This window comes from Rhodococcus ruitaii, assembly GCF_055230935.1.
The window spans coordinates 181,086-200,106 of the sequence record NZ_JBUYWC010000006.1 but is presented as its reverse complement, the minus strand read 5'-3'; the positions used below and the strand labels follow the sequence as shown (position 1 = coordinate 200,106).

Sequence of the window (19,021 nt, the reverse complement as noted above, 5' to 3'; positions counted from 1 at the left end):
ATGTTCGGACGACGCCGTAAGAATCGCGCCGGCAACTCGGCAGACGCGACCACCGACGAATTCGACCGCATAGAAGGGTCTCGCTCGGGCGACTCCGCCGACGGCGCACTTTCCGACGGTGGTCCGTACGACATCGACGCGTTCGACGAGGGCGACGTCGGAACCTCGCGACTCGACCTCGGCTCCGTCCTCGTCCCGATTCCTCGGGGCGGCCAGATCCAGGTGGAAATGGCTCCCAACGGGAACCCGCAGGCGGTGCATCTGGTGACACAGCACGGCCGGATCACCGTTGCGGCGTACGCCGCGCCCAAGTCGCCCGGCCAGTGGCGTGAAGTCGCTGCCGAACTTGCCGAGACGCTGCGCAACGACAACGCCACTGTGAGTATGGAAACCGGGCCGTGGGGGCGGGAGTTGCACGGCAGCACTCCCAATGCAGACATGCGTTTCATCGGTGTCGACGGCTACCGATGGATGATCCGTTGTGTCGCCGCAGGTCCGGTGGGTGCTGCTTCGGCGAACGGTCCGTTGATCGCGGCGGCACATGCGGTCCTCGCGGATACCGTCGTGCGACGGGGAGAAGAACCCCATCCCGTACGCACGCCCCTGCCGGTCGTCCTTCCCCAGGCGCTCGCAAACCAGCTTGCCGCTGCCGCCGAACAACAGCAACAACAGCAGCAGGCGGCGCGCCGAGACGGCGGATCGCAGCAGGGGCAGGCTCGACCGCAGGCGCCGGGAGCGCCGAACTCAGGACAGCAGGCGCCTCCTGCGCGGCCGCAACCGCGTCCCCGCACGGGCGGGTCGGGGTCGGCCATGCAGCAGTTGGGCTTCTGACACCGCTCGAGCGCTCCGACACCACAGGTGATCTCGGTTCGTTGCTCTCACCTCGTCGCGGTGGCCCACTTCGCGCGGGCTGCCACGTCGAGTGCTTCGAGACACCCTTCGCCGAGGACAGCGGGGTCGGTTCCGACGTTGTCCAGGGTGACGGTCGTCAGGGACGCGAAGGGAAGTTCGGTTGCCCACCCACGGCCCACGTCCAGCGGATGAACCGCATCGTCGGCGGCAGCGGTGACGCCGACGGGCACCGTGACAGAACGTAGTTCGTCGACGTCGAGGGCTCGGTAGCCGGCTGCTTCGTCGAGTGCCTCGGGAAGGTGCGGCCACTGGGAGCGCCATGAGCGCGACAGGGTGGTTCCCAGCCACGTGGGGCTCGATTCGACCATGGCTGCAATGACCGACTCCAGGCCGTGTGTACGTAACTGCGATGCCGTCCAGCGGGCACTGGCGGCGGCGGGGGAGCCGTCGGGATTGCCCGTCCAGGCAGGGAGCGCTGCGAGTACACCTACTGCAAGCTCGGGGTGCTGTGCGGCCCAGTGCAGCGCGACGGCGGCTCCGATGGAGACACCGCCGACGAGGATGGGGCCGTCGAGAGCAGCACGGTCCATCGCCTCGGCGTAGCTGGTGACCACGCCGCGCGGATCCGGCTCGACCGCGACCGTGGCGATGCCGCGACGCTGCAGGGGAACTGCGAAGGCATTGTGGGCGAACTGCGCATCGGACCCCGTTCCAGGTAGGACGACTGCTGTGGCGGCGGTGCAATACTGTGCTGCAGGAGACTCTCGCGACATGGATGTGATCCTGCCCAATCGATTCGACGGCCGTCGACCCGGTGCGGTTGTCTCCCCGGGAGATCGGTCTACAGTGGCGGACGAAGGAAGTGTCGCGGCGCGAGACCTGCGCCGCCCGTGTCAGGAGCGCACTATGGCATCCGCCGCAGCCGGCTATATTCGTCGGCTCACCCGTCGCCTCACCGAGGATCTCGAGGAACTCGATGCGGAGGAGATGGCCGAATCATCACACGCGACGGGCGCGTTACCTGTCGTGTCCTGCAGCCGTGGTCAGGAAGTGACGATGTTCGGGCGCTTGAGAAGCGTGGAGTCCTCCTCGAAGGACGCGTGTGCCTCGGTCGAGGCGGAGCTCTTCGACGGCACCGATTCGATTCTGCTCGTGTGGATCGGACGGCGGCGCATTCCCGGGATCGAGCCTGGTAAGACCTTGCAGGTCCGTGGTCGTGTGGGCGAGCGGAACGGACGCAAGGCCATTTACAATCCGCATTACGAGCTCAGAGAGCCGGCCTGAACGGCGCACTGGTCGTTCGGCGGGAGCGGTCGGCGCGACCGAGTGTGGCACCCTCGTATACGTGAGCGATACCAATCGGCAGACCATGCTCGAACAACTCGGTGGACTCAGCGGGTTGGTGTACTCGACGTTGCCAGTGTTGGTGTTCGTGCCGATCAACAGCGTGTGGGGTCTCACTGCGGCGATCTGGACCGCGGTTGCGGTTGCCTGTGGTGTCCTGGTGTGGCGGCTGATCCGGCGGACGCCCGTCCAGCCCGCGATCTCCGGATTCGTGGGTGTTGCTCTGTGCGCCTTCATTGCGTACCGAACCGGCGATGCCAAGGGCTACTTCCTGTTCGGCATCTACGCGAGCCTGGTCTACGGTGGCGCGTTCGTGCTGTCGATGCTCGTGCGGCGACCGCTCGTCGGCGTGATCTGGGGGATGCTCAACGGGCAGGGGTCGCGCTGGCGTGCCCATCGCGACGCCGTGCGGGCTTATGACGTTGCGACCGCGGCATGGGCCCTGGTGTTCCTTGCGCGCTATCTCGTGCAGAATCATCTCTACGACGACGATCAGACCGGCTGGCTCGCTGCCGCGAGAATCGGTATGGGTTGGCCCCTGACTGCTCTGGCGCTACTCGTGACGCTCTGGGCGGTCCGCAAGGCCGATCGGGTCGTGGAGCCGGCGCCGGACGAGGACGACGCCGATGGGGTGTCCACAGCGGACACCGATACCGCGTCAGCCACCGATACCGCGTCAGACTTCGGGACCGTAGCTCACCGCAGGCCCACCTCGCACCACGAGCGTTAGCGCTCGATCAGGGCGCGAAGCTCGTCTTCGACGTCCTCTGCGGCGACGAAAAGCAGTTCGTCGCCGCCCTCGAGTGGATCGTCGGCTTGTGGGACGATGACGCGGTCACCGCGCAGGATCGTCACGAGCGCGACGTCGCGGGGTAGTGCGAGCTTACGGACGGCTTTGCCGGCCAGCGCGGTGGTGTCGGGCAGTGTGATCTCGACGAGGTTTGCGCCCTTGCGCAGTGTCATCAGGCGGACGAGATCGCCCACCGAGACCGCTTCCTCGACCAGTGAGGCCAGCATTCTCGGGGTGGACACGGCCACGTCGACGCCCCACGACTCGTCGAACAGCCATTCGTTGCGTGGGTCGTTGACCCGGGCCACGACGCGTGCGACACCGAACTCCGTGGTGGCGAGCAGGCTCAGCACCAGGTTGGCCTTGTCGTCGCCTGTCGCTGCGATCACCACGTCGTAGTGTTCGAGTCCCGCAGTCTCGAGCAGGGTGAGTTCACAGGCATCACCGTGGACCCACTTCGCTTCGGGCACGGCCGCGGGATCGACGTGATCGAGTTTGCGTTCGATGAGCATCACCTCGTGCTCGTTGCGCAGAAGTTCGCGGGCGATCGAGCGTCCGACAGCGCCTGCCCCTGCGATGACCACCTTCATCGGTATGTCCTCACTCGTCGTTGTCGGCGGGCGGATTCTCGGCCAGCGCGATCGATTCGGCGACGGTCCCCGAGACCGCCGCGATGTAGATCTGGTCGTCGGCCTGGATCAGGGTCTTCCGGTCCGGGAGCACTCCTGCCCCGAACCGGAGGAGAAAGGCTACGCGGGCTCCGGTGGCAGCCTCGAGATCGGTGACACGCCGGCCCACCCACTCCTCATGTACGTTCACCTCGCAGACCGCGACAGACCCTGTCGGATCACGCCAGCGTGCGCTCTCACTTTCGTGGGTAAGAGTGTGCAGGAGGCGATCGGTGGTCCACGGGACCGTGGCGATGGTGGGAATCCCGAGACGCTCGTACACCGCGGCGCGTTTCGCGTCGTAGATCCGTGCGACCACACGGTCCACACCGAAGGTTTCACGGGCTGTGCGGGCAGCGATGATGTTTGAATTGTCGCCGGAGGACACCGCGGCGAACGCGTCGGCGCGTTCTATTCCAGCGTCGATCAGGACCTCACGATCGAAGCCCATCCCGACGACCGTGCGGCCCGGGAAACCGTCACCCAGCCGGAGGAACGCCCCGGCGTCCCGGTCGATGACCGCGACGTCGTGACCGAGTCGGGCCAGCGCGGTGGCCACCGACGATCCCACTCGGCCGCAACCCATGACTACCACGTACACCGCGCACTCCGTTTCGTCGGTTCGCCGCCTCGGCCGGATCGGCTCATATCGGTACCGAGCCGGATCGGCTCTGCTGCCGAACGGAAACCGTACCGCCCCGGCAGCCGAACCGAGTGGAATGGCACGGTCCCGCAAGAAACGGCCCTGGCACGGCTTACTCTGGGCCCGTGTCCAAGCTTTCCACCGCCACGAAGCGGCTCCTGCTGGGTCGGCCGTTTCGAAGTGACACCCTTGGGCACACGTTGCTCCCCAAGCGCATCGCGCTGCCCGTGTTCGCCTCCGATGCCCTGTCGTCGATCGCGTACGCGCCCGAGGAGATCTTCCTGGTCTTGTCGGTTGCGGGTTTGTCGGCGTATGCGTTCACGCCGTGGGTCGGTGTGGCGGTCGCGGTGGTCCTCGTCATCGTGGTGGCGAGTTACCGCCAGAATGTGCGTGCCTACCCGTCCGGTGGTGGCGACTACGAGGTCGCAACGAAGAATCTCGGGCCCAGCGCGGGGCTGACGGTCGGCAGTGCGCTGCTCGTGGACTACGTGCTGATTCTCGCGGTGTCGATTTCGTCGGCCGCAGCCAATATCGGGTCAGCTGTGCCGTTCGTCGCACAGCACAAGGTGCTGTTCGCGATCCTGGCGATCGGTGTCCTCACCGCCATGAATCTGCGTGGAATGCGGGAGGCCGGGACTGCGTTCGCGATCCCCACGTACGCCTTCATGGTGGCCATGGCCACCATGATCGTCTGGGGATTCGTCCAGATCGTCGTGCTCGACGACGATCTGCGTGCCGAGTCGGCCGACTTCGAACTCGTGGCGGAGCAAACGGATCTGACGGCGATCGCATTCGTGTTCCTGATCGCGCGTGCGTTCTCGTCCGGATGTGCCGCACTGACGGGTGTGGAAGCGATCAGTACGGGAGTTCCGGCGTTCCGTAAGCCGAAGGCCCGCAACGCTGCGACCACGTTGTTGCTGCTCGGCGCGGTGGCGGTGCCACTGTTTCTCGGGGTCGTGTTCCTTGCCGGTCGGATCGGTGTCGTGGTGGCTGAGCATCCTACGACCCAATTGCGGGGTGCGCCCGAGGGGTACGAGCAGAAGACGCTCATCGCGCAACTTGCACACACGGTGTTCGAGGGCTTCCCTGTCGGCTTCTTTCTCGTCACCGTGGCTACCGCACTGATCCTGTTGCTCGCCGCCAACACCGCGTTCAGTGGGTTTCCGGCGTTGGCGTCGGTGTTGGCGCAGAATCGGTTTCTGCCGCGGCAACTGCACACTCGCGGCGACAAGTTGGCGTTCAGCAATGGGATCCTGTTCCTGTCGGGTGTGGCGGTTGTGTTCGTGTGGGTGTTCGATGCCCGGGTCACCCAGTTGATTCAGCTGTACATCGTGGGGGTGTTCGTCGCGTTCACCCTCGGACAGGCGGGCATGGTGCGGCACTGGACGCGGCACCTGGCGGTCGAAACCGACCCCGTCGAGCGGGGACGGATGATGCGGGCGCGCGTGATCAACGGTCTAGGGCTGATCGCCACCACCGTGGTGTTGATCATCGTGCTGGCCACTAAATTCTCTGGTGGAGCGTGGATTGCCGTTCTCATGATCCTGGTGATCTTCGTGCTGATGAAGGCGATTCGGCGTCATTACGACAGCGTGGCCGCCGAACTCGAGGCGGCGGAATGGGACGGTGTGCTGCCCAGTCGAACGCACTCGATCGTCCTGGTGTCGACGCTGCACATGCCGACCCGCCGGGCCTTGGCGTTCGCGCGGGCGACGCGCCCCGACACGCTCGAAGCGGTCACGGTCAACGTCGACGACGCGAATACCCGTCGTTTGGTCCGGGACTGGGACTCGAGCGACATCACGGTACCGTTGAAGGTCGTCGAGTCACCGTATCGTGAGATCACGCGGCCGGTTCTGGACTACGTACGACGCGTGCGACGGGATTCTCCGCGCGACGTCGTCACCGTGTTCATTCCGGAGTATGTGGTGGGGCACTGGTGGGAGCAGATCCTTCACAACCAGAGCGCCCTGAGATTGAAGAGTCGGCTGCTCTTCCAGCCGGGAGTGATGGTCACCAGTGTGCCGTGGCAGTTGCGCTCGTCTGCGAAGGCGCCCAAGGACCGCATCGACACCGTGCCCGGGGCGATCCGCCGCGGGCTGGAGAACGAAGTGGGTCACAGACCTGCGAAACAGGAGGAAGATCAGTGAGCCGCCAGGGGCAGCAGAGTGCAGGGACCGACTGGTCCGGGCAACGCATCGAGGTGATGCTCGGTAATCCCGCGCACGGGGGCTTCTGCGTCGCCCGCCATGAGGGGCGTGTGCTGTTCGTCCGGCACGGACTTCCGGGGGAGCGGGTGTTCGCCCTCGTCACCGAGGACCGCGGTGGCTCCTTCTGTTTCGCTGACGCGGTGGAGATCCTGGCAGCATCGGACGATCGTGTCGATCGCGTGTGTCCGATCTCCGGTCCCGGGGGTGCGGGTTGTTGCGACATGTCGCATGCCACTCCGTCGGCGCAACGGGAGATCGCGGCCGCCGTGGTCGCCGAACAACTTCGTCGCCTGGGCGGTGTGGAGCGTGACGTTCTCGTCGAGGAGGTTCCCGGAGGCGCCGCGGACGGCACTCGGTGGCGAACACGGGTGCGATTGGCGGTCGATGCGGCGGGAACGCCGGGATACCGGCGCTACCGCAGCAACGATGTGGTACCGGACCTCGGGTGTACCCAGATCGATCAGCGCGCCTACACCGATCTGGTCGAACACGTGTGGCAGCCGGGTGCAGACCTGCAGGTCGTCCTGGACGCGGATGGACAGCGGCACGTGGTGGAAATCGCGCCACCGGTGGTGTCGCGTACGGGTCGGCGTAGTTCGGGTAGGCGCGGTGCGTCGGCACGGCGTGCCGCGGTGAACGCGCCGCGCGCGGAGAAGGTGGTCGAGGGATCCGGCCGTCCGGTCGAGCGGGTCGGGTCGCGGGAGTGGCGGCCGGCCGCTACCGGTTTCTGGCAGGCCCATCGAGGGGCTGCACAGACGTACTCGACCGTGGTGCGCGAGTGGGCCGACGCCGTGGCCGGAGGCACGGTATGGGATCTCTACGGCGGCGTCGGCGTGTTCGCGGCGGCGGTGGCCGAGCAGGTCGGGGCATCCGGGAGTGTCGAGTCGGTGGAATCGTCCCGCCGGGCGGTGGACGACGGCGCGGAGGCGCTCGCCGACCTGCCTCAGGTGTCTTTCCGGCACGGGCGGGTGGAACGCGTCATCGGTGCACTCGCTGTCCCCGACGTGGTGATCCTCGATCCGCCCCGTGCCGGTGCAGGAAAGGATGTTGTCGCTGCGATCGCTGATGCGGGGCCTCGACGAGTGATCCATGTCGGGTGCGACCCGGCGTCGTTCGGGCGTGATGTGGGTCTCTACCGCGCGCAGGGGTTCGAGTTGGCGGACCTGCGCGCGTTCGCTGCATTCCCGTCGACTCACCACGTGGAGTGTGTCGCGCTGTTCACGCGCTGACATCACTTCGGCCCTGACGGGGACTGCCCGATTTGCGCAGTACTTGCTTGAGGCATGCAACTAAATGTATGGTTGCATGCCTCAAGCAAGTATTCGTCAAATCTGGAGGTCCGTGTGACTGCCGTTCAGCCCGACACGGTGCACGCACTCGCCGACGCAGTCTTCCTCTTCGGTCGAACCCTGCGTGCTGCGCTGACACGGAGCGAGCCGGATCTACTACCCAACGCACTGGCCGGTGTGCTCTTTCTGCTGGCCCGCACCGGGCAATGTCGTCCGAGTGAACTCGCCGCCGAAATGCACGTCGGTCAGTCGTCGCTCAGTCGACACATAGGCGACCTCGTCGACCGTGGCTTCATCGACCGCAGTCCGGACCCCGATGACAAACGGGCACACCTCGTGACCTGTTCCCCGGAGGGGCTCGACATGCTCGCCGCTATTCGCGCTCGGCGCACCGAACGGCTGGCCACCCAACTCGACGAATGGAGCGAGGCGGAGGTTGCCGACGCCCTCGAGATCGTCGCCCGGCTCGACGCCGCCCTGAGTCCGATCGCGGGCCACGACACCGCCACCACGACCGACGCCCAAAGGATCTGCTCATGAGTAGTACAACTGCTGTCACGGACGGCGCTTCTACGCCGCCGAGCGGTGGTCAGGACACCGAGGTGTCGCTGACCCATCGGGAGGTCCTCGCGATCCTCGCCGGTCTTCTCGCCGCATTGTTCACCGCGCTGCTCAGCAGCACGATCGTGTCTACCGCACTTCCGACGATCATCGCGGACCTGAAGGGCACCCAGACCCAATACGCCTGGGTGATCACCACGGCGTTACTCGCGAATGCCGCGTCGACCCCGATCTGGGGAAAGCTGTCCGACCTGTTCAACAAGAAGCTCCTCGTGCAGCTGTCGATCCTGATCTTCGTAGCTGGATCGGTGCTGGCAGGTGTAGCGCAGGACGTGACCGTGCTCCTCGGTGCGCGCGTCGTTCAAGGTATCGGGATGGGTGGTTTGACCGCGCTGGTCGTGGCAATCATCGGCAGCATCATCCCGCCGCGTGAGCGCGGTCGGTACTCCGGCTACATGGGCGCGGTGATGGCCGTCGCCATGTCGGGCGGACCGGTGCTCGGTGGCGTGATCGTCGACAGCCCCCTCGGGTGGCGTTGGTGCTTCTATGTGTGCGTGCCCCTCGCGGTCATAGCCTTGGTGCTCCTGCAACGCACCCTGACCGTCGCGACGGAACGCAAGGCGAACGTGAAGATCGACTGGCTCGGCGCGACGCTGATCACGGCCGGTGTGAGCGTCCTGCTGATCTGGGTGTCGTTCGCAGGCAAGGAGGGCTACTACGAGTGGTTCTCCCTGGAATCCGCCGTCTACGTCGGTGCGGGGCTGGCGCTGCTCGTCGCGACTGTGTTCGTGGAGTCGAAGGTTGCGGATCCGGTCATCCCGCTGAAGATCATCACCGAACGTACGACTGCGCTGGCGATCATCGCTTCGATCGCGGTCGGTGTCGGCCTGTTCGGTGCTACCACCTTCCTGACACAGTACTTCCAGACTGCGCGTGGCTTCAGCCCGACCGCAGCGGGTCTGCTCACCATTCCGATGGTTGCCGGCACGTTGGTGTCGTCGACGGCATCGGGACAATTGATCACCCGGTTCGGCAAGTGGAAGCCGTTCATCGTCGTAGGTGCCGTTCTGCAATTCGTCGGGTTCGCCCTCCTCGGAACGCTCGACCACACCACGTCCCTCGTTGTCATCGGCGTCTACATTGCGATCGTGGGTCTCGGCACCGGCATGCTGATGCAGAATCTGGTCCTCGCAGTGCAGAACACCGTGAGCGTGAAGAACATCGGTGCAGCGAGCAGTTCGGTCGCGTTCTTCCGCACCTTCGGCGGCGCCATCGGTGTGTCGATCCTGGGTTCGATCCTGGCAGCGCGTGTCTCCACGCTCTCCGCCGATGGATTCGCGAAGCTCGGAATCGACACCTCGGCGTCTGGTGGTGGCAACGCCGACCTGGACCTCGACGCGCTTCCCGCACCTGTCGCCGAGGTCGTGCATACGGCCTACGGGGACGCCACAGGTACGCTCTTCCTCGTAGCCGCCGGGTTCGCACTGATTACTCTGGTGGCTGTGGTGCTCATCCCCAACCGTGAGTTGCGCACCACGATCGACATCGTCGACGAGGAGCCCGCGACCGACCGTCGTGCCCCGGCCGCCGAGGTGTAGGAGCCATCGAGCAGGCGCATATTCGGCGTCCGAACTGGGGGTTCCTCGGATGTGAGTGATGTGACGGTCCGAACCGCATCACCGCTCCGTAGAATGCAGTAACTGCTCGCGCACCGTCGCGGGATCACGATCCGGAGGGAGCTAGATCAGTTGGGTGTCCTGTCCCGCATCCAGTCACCCGACGATGTGCGTCGTCTCTCGCCGAGCGAGGTCACGCAACTCGCAGGTGAGATCCGTGGCTTCCTCGTCGAGAAGGTGGCGGCAACCGGGGGACACCTCGGCCCGAACCTCGGTGTGGTCGAGCTGACGCTCGCGCTCCATCGGGTGTTCGACTCTCCGCAGGATCCGATCCTGTTCGACACCGGCCATCAGGCCTACGTCCACAAGATCCTCACCGGCCGCAAGGACGACTTCGACACGTTGCGGCAGCGCGGTGGTCTCTCGGGGTACCCGTGCCGGGCCGAGAGCGAGCACGACTGGATCGAGTCGTCGCACGCGTCCGCCGCGCTGTCCTATGCCGACGGTCTCGCGAAGGCATACGAGCTCAGCGGGCAGGAGCGCACGGTCGTCGCGGTTGTCGGCGACGGTGCCCTCACGGGCGGAATGTGCTGGGAGGCGCTCAACAACATCGCTGCCGGTGTCACACGATCACTTGTGATGGTGGTCAACGACAACGGCCGCTCGTACGCACCGACGATCGGTGGTCTCGCAGAGCACTTGGCGGCGTTGCGCCTGCGGCCGGGCTATGAGCGTGCACTCGACAGCGGCCGCCGCATGGTCAAGAAGATCCCGTGGCTCGGAGCCGCGGCGTACTCCGTGTTGCACGGGATGAAGACCGGGATCAAGGATGCGGTAAGTCCGCAAGTGTTGTTCACCGATCTCGGGATCAAGTATCTCGGACCGGTCGATGGCCACGACGAGCCCGCCCTCGAAGCGGCTCTCCGGCGCGCGAAGGCGTACGGCGGACCGGTGATCGTGCATGCGGTGACCAGGAAGGGTGCGGGGTACGCACCTGCCGAGAATCACCAGGCCGACCAGATGCACGCCACCGGCGTGATGGATCCGCGTACGGGACGCGCAACCGCGTCGTCGAAACCGGACTGGACTTCTGTGTTCTCGGACGAACTCATCGCTCGCGCCGAGGACCGCGACGACATCGTCGCGATCACTGCCGCGATGGCCGGTCCCACCGGGCTCGCAAAGTTCGCCGACCGCTTCCCCGATCGCACCTTCGACGTGGGGATCGCCGAGCAGCACGCCGTGACCTCCGCCGCAGGTCTGGCCCTCGGTGGTATGCATCCCGTCGTCGCGGTGTATTCGACGTTCCTCAACCGGGCATTCGACCAGCTTCTCATGGACGTGGCACTGCTGAAACAGCCCGTGACGTTGGTTCTCGATCGAGCCGGCGTCACGGGTACCGATGGTGCAAGCCACAACGGTGTGTGGGACATGTCACTTCTCGGTATCGTTCCCGGAATCCGTGTGGCGGCGCCGCGCGACGGTGCCACGCTCCGTGAAGAACTCGGTGAAGCCCTCGGCGTCGACGACGGCCCGACGGTAATCAGATTTCCGAAAGGTGCTGTCGGAGAAAACATTCCGGCGATCGAACGACTAGGCGGCACTCTCGATGTGTTGCGGATGTCAGACGCACGGAAAGGCGATGTCCTGTTCATCGCAGTCGGGGTGTTTGCATCTCTGACGCTCGACGCTGCCGACCGCCTCGCCAAACAAGGCATCACTGCCGCCGTCGTCGACCCGCGGTGGGTGCTTCCGGTGCCCGAGGCGATGATCGACCTCGCGGCCGGATTCCGGCTCGTTGTCACCGTCGAAGACGGCGGCGTGCACGGTGGGGTCGGATCGGCGGTGTCGTCGGCACTGCGGCGCAACGACATCGACGTGCCTGCCCGGGAGCTCGCGGTGCCCCAGCAGTTCCTCGACCACGCGTCACGGGGCGAGATCCATCAGCAGCTCGGCCTGACTGCGCAGGATGTCGCGCGTCAGGTCACGGGCTGGGTCGTGGGCCTCGATGGCAGCGATGCTTCGGAGACGATCGCACAGCGCTGAGCCGGAGGATCACCCACCACGGTGTCAGCTGTGCATGTCCTCGAGTTCCATGCCCTTGGTTTCGGGGATCTTCGACCTGACGAAGAAGAACGACAGCAGTGCGAAGAACGCGAACAGTCCGTAGAGGAACCACAGCCCCACCGACTCGGTGAGTGGGGGGAACGCCAGTGTCACCGTGAAGTTCGCGATCCAGTTGGCGGCGGTGCTCAAGCCCAACGCCAAGGCGCGCATCCGGTTGGGGAACATCTCGCCGAGCATCACCCACATGATCGGCCCCCACGTGGCGGCGAAGAACACCACGAACGCGTTTGCGCCGATGAGGGCGACCGTGCCCCAGGGGGCGGGCAACTCGAGGTCGTCGCCGCTCCCGGTGGCCTGCGAGAACGCAACGGCGGCGAGGAGGAGGCTCACGAACATCCCGATCGACCCCACCATCAGCAAGGGGCGCCGCCCGATCTTGTCGACGAACAGGATCGCGACGAATGTCATCACCACGTTGATGACGGCGGTGATCACGGAGGTCGTGAACGACTGGTTCTCGCTGAACCCCACTGATTTCCACAGGGTCGTCGAGTAGTAGAAGATGGCGTTGATACCGACGAACTGCTGGAAGATCGCCATTGTGATGCCGACCCACACCAGAGGTTGTAATCCGAATGTCGGTCCGCGAATGTCATCCCACGATCGTGCAGACTCTCTGCGCAGCGTCAGCCGGATCTCGGCGACACGTTCGTCCGGGTGGAGATCGCCGGTGACATTGGCGAGAACCTGGGCGGCCTCGTCGTCGAGGTCCTTACCGACCAGGAAGCGCGGCGACTCCGGGATCATCAGGGCCAATACGCCGTAGACGAGGGCGGGAACCACGCCCACAAGGAACATCCATCGCCAGGCCTCGAGGGTCCACCACAATTCGTTGGAGGCGCCGCCCGCAGCATTCTGCAGGATCGCGTCGGACAGCAGTGCGGAGAAGATACCCAATGTGATCGCGAGCTGTTGCAGTGATGCCAGACTGCCGCGGTAGCGCGCCGGTGCGATCTCCGAGATGTACGTGGGAGCGATGACGGACGCGATACCGATGCCGAGACCGCCGATCACGCGCCACAACATCAGGTCCGGCACGCTGAACGCGAGCCCCGAACCGATCGACGAGATCGTGAAGAGCGCCGAACCCAGCAGCATGACCTTCTTGCGGCCCCACCGATCGGCGAGCTGGCCGGCGAACCACGCACCGGCAGCACATCCGAGCAGTGCGATGGCGACAGCAAATCCCGTGAAGAACGAACCGAGCTCGAAATGTCCCTGGATGGAATCGACGGCCCCGTTGATGACCGAACTGTCGAAACCGAAGAGGAAGCCGCCGACCGCGGCGGCGACGGTGACGGCGATGACTTTGGCGGCGTGCCCGCTCGAGGGCTGCGTGGGCTGGGGCATGTCCTCTCACACCTGCTCTCCCGTGGGTACCGGTCACCGGCGGATGCTCGTCCCGCACAGTGTCGGACGGATTTACGCTAGTCCCCGGTGCACCTGTCCCGCGGCAAGATCGCGAAACGCGGGCGTGTCACCGATCGGTGACACGCCCGCGTTTCGGCCGATTGCGACGCCCCGATTGCCGGAAACGTCAGGACACGCTGGCGACTCCCGGGGCCAGGAAGCGCTGTCCGTTGACCGCGTCGGATGCGCCGGTGCGATCGAGGTACGGGGTGATACCGCCGTTCCAGAACGCGAAGCCGCCTCCGAGGATCAGGCACAGGTCGATGTCCTCGGCAGCCGCGACAACTCCCTCGTCGAGCATGATGCGGATCTCCTCGGCGAACGCACGGCGGGTGCGGTCGAGTACCTCCTCGGCGGTCGACGGAGTGTCACCCTGCGGCCACAGTGCTGCGACTTCGGGGTCGACGACCTGCGCGCCGCCCTCGTAGGACCACACACCGGGTTTCTTCGCCGCAACGAGTGCCTCGAGGCCGGCGGAGGAGACGAAGCGATCCGGGTAGACGGCCTGGAGTGTCTCACCGGTGTGCAGCGCGATGGCAGGACCGACGAGGGCGAGCAGCGTGAACGGTGACATCGGCATGCCCAACGCACCGACGGCGTTGTCCGCCACGTCGAACGGGGTGCCCTCGTCCACCGCGGCCATGACCTCACCGAGCGTGCGGGTGACCAGGCGGTTGAACACGAAACCGGGCTTGTCGCCGCACAACACCGCCGACTTCTTCAGCGACTTCGCGGTGGCGAAGGCCGTCGCGAGGGTCGCGTCGTCGGTCTTCTCGCCCTTGATCACCTCGAGGAGTGGCAGCACCGCGACGGGGTTGAAGAAGTGGAAGCCCACGACCCGCTCCGGGTGCTGCAGATCAGCGGCCATTTCGGTGATCGACAGGGACGACGTGTTGGTCGCGAGGATCGTCTCGGGCGAGACGTGCTGTTCGAGTTCGGCGAAGACGTTCTTCTTGACCTCAATGTTCTCGAAGACGGCTTCGATGACGAAATCCGTCTTCGCGAACGCAGCCTTGTCGAGAGAACCGGACACGAGGGACTTGAGACGATTCGCCGCGTCGGGGGAGAGACGTCCCTTCCCCTGCAGCTTGTCGATCTCGGTGTGCACATAGCCCACACCCTTGTCGATGCGTTCCTGATCGATGTCGGTGAGGATCACCGGTACCTTCAACTGCCGCACGAACAGCAGCGCGAGCTGGCTGGCCATCAGTCCGGCACCGACGACGCCCACACCGGTGATCGTCCGGGCGAGCGACTTGTCCGGGGCACCCGCCGGACGCTTGGCGCGCTTGTTGACGAGATCGAACGAGTACAGGCCCGCGCGCAGCTCATCGGTCAGCAGCAGATCCGCAAGTGCTTCGTCCTCGGCGGCGAAACCGGCATCGAGGGACACGGAGTCCGAGATATCGGTGCCGCGGGCGAGCTGGAGCAGCTCGATCGCACGCAGAGCGGCGGGAGCGAACCCGCGGGTCTTACCGTCGACCAGTGCTTTCGCTCGTGCAATCGCGGCATCCCAGCCTGCGCCGCGGTCGATCTCGGGGCGTGCCGGGGTGATCGCGCCGGAGATCACCTGCGCCGCCCAGGCGAGTGACTGCTCGAGGAAGTCCGCAGAGCCGAAGACCTCGTCGGCGTAGCCGAGCTTCTTCGCCTGCGGTGCGCGTATGGTGCGCCCGTTGTTGAGGGGGTTCTCGAGGATGAGGGTGACCGCGTGATCCGGGCCGACGATGTTCGGCAGCAACTGGGTGCCGCCCCATCCGGGGACGAGCCCGAGCATGGTCTCGGGCAGGCCCAGGGCCGGAACATTGTCCGCGACGGTGCGGTAGTGCGCGTGCAGACCCACTTCGAGTCCGCCGCCGAGCGCCAGGCCGTTCACGAATGCGAACGTCGGGATCGACGACTCACGCAGCTTCCTGAACACATCGTGCCCGAGCTTGCCGAGCTCGACGCCTTGCGCGTGCTCGGTAACCGCCGGGACACCCTTGAGGTCGGCACCGGCAGCGAAGATGAACGGCTTGCCGGTGACGGCGACGGCTGCGGGGTCGGCGGCGAACGCCTCGTCGAGCGCAGCGCTGAACGCTGCCAGACCGGCGGGACCGAACGAGTTGGGTTTGGTGTGATCGAATCCGTTGTCGAGGGTGATCAGGGCGATCTGCCCGTCGAGTCCGGGCACGGATACGAACGTGGTGTAGGCGTTCGTCACGACCTCGTCGGCGAACAGGGACGAAAGATCGGTCATGACTACTTGTCTCCCTCGAAGTTCGGGTTCTCCCAGATCACGGTGCCACCCATGCCGAGACCGATGCACATCGTGGTCAGTCCGTAGCGCACCTCGGGATGCTGCGCGAACTGGTGGGAGAGCTGGGTCATCAGGCGTACACCCGACGATGCGAGCGGGTGGCCGCAGGCGATCGCGCCGCCCCACTGGTTGACGCGGGGGTCGTCGTCCGCGATGCCGTAGTGCTCGAGGAACGCGAGCACTTGCACGGCGAACGCCTCGTTGATCTCGAACAGGCCGATGTCGTCGATGCTCAGACCGGTGCGGGCCAGTACTTTCTCGGTCGCCGGAACCGGACCGATGCCCATGACGGCGGGGTCGACACCCTGGAAGGCGAAGCCGACCATGCGCATCCCGATCGGCAGGCCGAGTTCCCGTGCGGTGTCTTCCCCCGCGAGGATCGCTGCGGTGGCACCGTCGTTGAGACCCGCGGCGTTGCCCGCGGTGATCCGGCCGGCCGGCCGGAACGGGGTCTTGAGCTTCGTGAGGTCCTCGATCGTCGTTCCGGGTCGGGGTGGTTCGTCCTCGGTGGCCAGGCCCCATCCGGAGTTCGAGCGAGTCGCGACGGGCACGAGGGTGTCGGCGATCCAGCCGGCCTTCTTGGCGGCGTCGTACTTGTTCTGGCTGTTCACCGCGTAGGCGTCGGTGCGGGCCTTGGTGATGCTGGGGAACCGGTCGTGCAGGTTCTCGGCGGTGTTGCCCATGACGAGCGCGCTCGGGTCGACGAGTTTGTCGGCGAGGAAGCGGGGGTTGGGGTCGGCGCCCTCACCCATGGGGTGGCGGCCCATGTGCTCGACGCCACCGGCGATGGCGACGTCGTACTGACCGAACCCGATTCCCGATGCGGTGGTGGTCACGGCGGTCATCGCGCCGGCGCACATGCGATCGATGGCGAAGCCGGGCACGGTTTCGGGAAGTCCGGCGAGAATCGCGGAGGTGCGACCGATCGTCAATCCCTGGTCGCCGGTCTGTGTGGTCGCTGCGACGGCGACCTCGTCGATGCGGCTGGGGTCGAGCTGGGGGTTGCGGCGCATCAGTTCCCGGATGGCCTTGACGACGAGATCGTCGGCGCGGGTGTCGGCGTAGATGCCTTTCGGGCCCGCCTTGCCGAACGGGGTACGTATGCCGTCGACGAAGACGACGTTGCGGTGGTTCGAGGTGGTGGAAGCCACGCTTTTCCTCCCGGTGGAGCGGTGTCCTCGCCGACACGTTCCGCGGCGAGGCGATACGGACCGGACACCGAGAGGTGACCGACCTCGTCACCACCCTACACGCGTATTACCGGCCAGTAACTTGCGTGGGCGCAGTGTTCTACTTCTCGTTCGTGAGCGCCTTCGCGAGCCGGGGGATCGTCAGCTCCCGCTGCCACGGACGCGCACCACCGGCGGTGAACACGGAGTCGATGTAGCCGACCGCGTCGGCGGTCGCAGCGAGATCCCACTCCCAGCTCAGGCGCCGGACGAGTTCCGGGCTCACGAGATTCTCGACCGGAATCGAGACCTCCTCGCTCAAGGCGGAGAGTTCGGTACGAGCGGCTGCGAGGCGAGCGGCGGCCTCAGGATGGTGACGCGACCAGCGCCCTGCGGGAGGCGGTCCGTCGAACGTCTGTGTCAGCGGCGGAAGCTCCGAGTCCGGCAGGGCGCGTGCGTGTTCGATCGCCGAGAGCCACACTCGAGATGAGCGGCGTTGACGCGGTCCACCGAAGACGGGTAGCTCGCGCAGATCCGTGATCGTCCGTGGAACAGCTTGCGCCGCTGCGACGATCGCGGAATCCGGAAGGATCCGGCCGGGTGCGATGTCGCGGCGGGCAGCGATGCCGTCTCGCGTCGACCACAATTCTCGAACGATCGCCAGCTTTCGGGTGTTCTTGATGGCATGGACACCCGAGGTGCGACGCCACCGATCCGGCTTCGGTTTCGGCGGACCCGCGAGCCGGATGTGTTCGAACTCCTGCGCGGCCCACTCCGATTTCCCCTGCCGGTCCAATTCGGCGACCATCTCGGCGCGGAGCTCGACGAGGATCTCGACATCGAGCGCGGCGTAATTGAGCCACGACTCGGGTAATGGGCGCTTCGACCAGTCGGCGGCGCCGTGCCCCTTCTTCAGTTCGAGCCCGAGTGTCTGCGCAACGATCGCGGCCAACCCGACCCGGGGAAACCCCGCGAGCCGGCCGGCAAGTTCGGTGTCGTAGAGCATCCGCGGACGCAGCCCGAGTTCCTCCAGTCCAGGCAGGTCCTGGTCGGCCGAATGCAGAACCCACTCGAGTTCGTTGAGCACCGATGCGAGGGACCCGAGTGCTCCGGCGGTCGGGATGGGATCGAGCAGGACTGTGCCCGCTCCGTCACGGCGCAGCTGGATGAGGTAAGCGCGTGCGGAGTACCGATAGCCCGAGGCACGTTCGGCGTCGACCGCAAGCGGACCGTGACCTCGCGCCAGGAGTGCGGCGGCCTCCTCCGCACCGGCTGCCGTGGTGACGACGTCGGGGACACCGTCGCGCGGGGCCAGCAACGGCACAGTGGACGCGTCGTCCGAGGGGATCGGGTCGTGATCGTTTCCTGCCGGCATGGCCGTGACTCTATCGCTGCAAGCGGGCGACCCCGGCCGGCGGCAGCCCCGCCGCATATGCGAGGACCTCGCAGAATGCCTCGACGTGAAGGCCGAGTGCCTCGGAAGTCGGCGTCCACGATGCGCGCAATTCCAGTTGATGTGCCCGCGCCGGACCAGCGATGTCGCCGAATCGCACCGAACTCGTCGAGGTGACCGTGCCCCCGAGGGCGGTGAGGGGCTCGTGATGGGCCTCGAGCGCATCGACGAGCCAGCTCCACGCCACCTCGGGCAGCAATGGGTCGGCGGCCAGGGTTGCATCGACATCGGCCTGGATGTACGAGACGAGACGGGTGGTCCCGTGCCAGGCCTCGTCGCCGTCGGGGTCGTACAGCAGAATCAGCCGCCCGAATGCGTCGCCCTCGGACTCTTCCGGAACGTCGATCTCGTCGGGGTGAAGCACCTCCGCGCCGAGTGCAAAACTGAACGGAGCGAGTCGCTGTGGCGGCCGGATCGGCTCGACCTCGATCTCCGGGCGCACAGTGGCCGCGCTCATCGCATCGACAGCAGCACGAAAACGGGCCGGCTCGGCAGGCGAGGTGGTCACGCCAGCGGACGTTAGTGCCGGTGACGGAGCACACGCGGGAGGCGCGCCGATTCCAGCGAACCGGACACGCGTGGCAGCATGGGCA

16 protein-coding genes are annotated in these 19,021 nt (G+C 66.1%); 8 read left to right on the top strand and 8 right to left on the bottom strand.

The features are described from left to right. Nucleotides 1-831 (top strand): DUF3710 domain-containing protein, encoded by an 831-nt coding sequence (locus tag ACZI8W_RS09565; RefSeq protein WP_463368249.1) that lies wholly within the window; start codon nt 1-3, stop codon nt 829-831. A 47-nt stretch (nt 832-878) separates the two neighbouring features. Here the strand turns inward: ACZI8W_RS09565 and ACZI8W_RS09560 are convergent, their stop codons facing one another. Continuing rightward, on the bottom strand, nt 879-1,625 hold the full coding sequence (locus ACZI8W_RS09560; RefSeq protein WP_463368248.1) for an alpha/beta hydrolase: 747 nt from the start codon (nt 1,623-1,625) through the stop codon (nt 879-881). Between the two features lie 133 nt (nt 1,626-1,758). Here ACZI8W_RS09560 and ACZI8W_RS09555 point away from each other — a divergent pair, with 133 nt between their 5' ends. Together ACZI8W_RS09555 and ACZI8W_RS09550 are read left to right on the top strand one after the other, a co-directional pair. Continuing rightward, nucleotides 1,759-2,136, top strand: coding sequence for an OB-fold nucleic acid binding domain-containing protein (locus ACZI8W_RS09555; RefSeq protein WP_463368247.1), 378 nt, complete (start codon nt 1,759-1,761; stop codon nt 2,134-2,136). 61 nt (nt 2,137-2,197) lie between these two features. Continuing rightward, nucleotides 2,198-2,926 (top strand): DUF3159 domain-containing protein, encoded by a 729-nt coding sequence (locus tag ACZI8W_RS09550; RefSeq protein WP_463368246.1) that lies wholly within the window; start codon nt 2,198-2,200, stop codon nt 2,924-2,926. Here ACZI8W_RS09550 and ACZI8W_RS09545 read toward each other — a convergent pair. Together ACZI8W_RS09545 and ACZI8W_RS09540 are read right to left on the bottom strand one after the other, a co-directional pair. Continuing rightward, on the bottom strand, nt 2,923-3,576 hold the full coding sequence (locus ACZI8W_RS09545) for a potassium channel family protein (protein WP_463368245.1): 654 nt from the start codon (nt 3,574-3,576) through the stop codon (nt 2,923-2,925). The genes ACZI8W_RS09550 and ACZI8W_RS09545 overlap by 4 nt on opposite strands. Nucleotides 3,577-3,586: 10 nt before the next feature. After that, the gene (locus ACZI8W_RS09540; protein ID WP_463368244.1) at nt 3,587-4,255 is read right to left on the bottom strand and encodes a potassium channel family protein; all 669 of its coding nucleotides are present in this window, start codon (nt 4,253-4,255) and stop codon (nt 3,587-3,589) included. Nucleotides 4,256-4,422: 167 nt separating this feature from the next. Between ACZI8W_RS09540 and ACZI8W_RS09535 the strand changes: the two genes are divergently transcribed. From ACZI8W_RS09535 to dxs, 5 genes are all read left to right on the top strand, one after another. Continuing rightward, the gene (locus ACZI8W_RS09535) at nt 4,423-6,447 is read left to right on the top strand and encodes an APC family permease (protein WP_463368243.1); all 2,025 of its coding nucleotides are present in this window, start codon (nt 4,423-4,425) and stop codon (nt 6,445-6,447) included. Further along, nucleotides 6,444-7,736, top strand: coding sequence for a class I SAM-dependent RNA methyltransferase (locus ACZI8W_RS09530; protein WP_463368242.1), 1,293 nt, complete (start codon nt 6,444-6,446; stop codon nt 7,734-7,736). The genes ACZI8W_RS09535 and ACZI8W_RS09530 overlap by 4 nt, the downstream gene beginning before the upstream one ends. Nucleotides 7,737-7,850: 114 nt before the next feature. Beyond that, nucleotides 7,851-8,336 (top strand): MarR family winged helix-turn-helix transcriptional regulator, encoded by a 486-nt coding sequence (locus ACZI8W_RS09525; RefSeq protein ID WP_463368241.1) that lies wholly within the window; start codon nt 7,851-7,853, stop codon nt 8,334-8,336. Beyond that, entirely contained in the window at nt 8,333-9,955 is a 1,623-nt protein-coding gene (locus tag ACZI8W_RS09520; RefSeq protein ID WP_463368240.1) for an MDR family MFS transporter, read from the top strand. Before ACZI8W_RS09525 ends, ACZI8W_RS09520 begins: the two co-directional genes overlap by 4 nt. A 150-nt stretch (nt 9,956-10,105) precedes the next feature. Beyond that, nucleotides 10,106-12,019, top strand: a complete 1,914-nt coding sequence (gene dxs, locus ACZI8W_RS09515; protein WP_463368239.1) for a 1-deoxy-D-xylulose-5-phosphate synthase — start codon at nt 10,106-10,108, stop codon at nt 12,017-12,019. Nucleotides 12,020-12,043: 24 nt separating this feature from the next. On the opposite strand, the gene ACZI8W_RS09510 is transcribed toward dxs, so the two are convergent. From ACZI8W_RS09510 to ACZI8W_RS09490, 5 genes are all read right to left on the bottom strand, one after another. Further along, on the bottom strand, nt 12,044-13,450 hold the full coding sequence (locus ACZI8W_RS09510; protein WP_463368238.1) for a sugar porter family MFS transporter: 1,407 nt from the start codon (nt 13,448-13,450) through the stop codon (nt 12,044-12,046). Between the two features lie 187 nt (nt 13,451-13,637). Continuing rightward, on the bottom strand, nt 13,638-15,746 hold the full coding sequence (locus ACZI8W_RS09505; protein ID WP_463368237.1) for a 3-hydroxyacyl-CoA dehydrogenase NAD-binding domain-containing protein: 2,109 nt from the start codon (nt 15,744-15,746) through the stop codon (nt 13,638-13,640). Between the two features lie 2 nt (nt 15,747-15,748). Then, the gene (locus ACZI8W_RS09500; protein ID WP_463368236.1) at nt 15,749-16,957 is read right to left on the bottom strand and encodes a thiolase family protein; all 1,209 of its coding nucleotides are present in this window, start codon (nt 16,955-16,957) and stop codon (nt 15,749-15,751) included. 139 nt (nt 16,958-17,096) lie between these two features. Next, complete coding sequence (locus tag ACZI8W_RS09495; protein ID WP_463368235.1) at nt 17,097-18,350, bottom strand: HRDC domain-containing protein; 1,254 nt, start codon at nt 18,348-18,350, stop codon at nt 17,097-17,099. Between the two features lie 10 nt (nt 18,351-18,360). After that, complete coding sequence (locus tag ACZI8W_RS09490; RefSeq protein ID WP_463368234.1) at nt 18,361-18,936, bottom strand: DUF3000 domain-containing protein; 576 nt, start codon at nt 18,934-18,936, stop codon at nt 18,361-18,363. Nucleotides 18,937-19,021 lie beyond the last annotated feature (85 nt).

Excerpts from the sequence above, each read along its gene's own strand:
- ACZI8W_RS09505 (WP_463368237.1), bottom strand. The coding sequence starts at position 15,746 with ATGACCGATCTTTCGTCCCTGTTCGCCGACGAGGTCGTGACGAACGCC.
- ACZI8W_RS09520 (WP_463368240.1), top strand. The coding sequence starts at position 8,333 with ATGAGTAGTACAACTGCTGTCACGGACGGCGCTTCTACGCCGCCGAGC.
- ACZI8W_RS09495 (WP_463368235.1), bottom strand. The coding sequence starts at position 18,350 with ATGCCGGCAGGAAACGATCACGACCCGATCCCCTCGGACGACGCGTCC.
- ACZI8W_RS09560 (WP_463368248.1), bottom strand. The coding sequence starts at position 1,625 with ATGTCGCGAGAGTCTCCTGCAGCACAGTATTGCACCGCCGCCACAGCA.
- ACZI8W_RS09510 (WP_463368238.1), bottom strand. The coding sequence starts at position 13,450 with ATGCCCCAGCCCACGCAGCCCTCGAGCGGGCACGCCGCCAAAGTCATC.
- ACZI8W_RS09555 (WP_463368247.1), top strand. The coding sequence starts at position 1,759 with ATGGCATCCGCCGCAGCCGGCTATATTCGTCGGCTCACCCGTCGCCTC.
- ACZI8W_RS09565 (WP_463368249.1), top strand. The coding sequence starts at position 1 with ATGTTCGGACGACGCCGTAAGAATCGCGCCGGCAACTCGGCAGACGCG.
- ACZI8W_RS09545 (WP_463368245.1), bottom strand. The coding sequence starts at position 3,576 with ATGAAGGTGGTCATCGCAGGGGCAGGCGCTGTCGGACGCTCGATCGCC.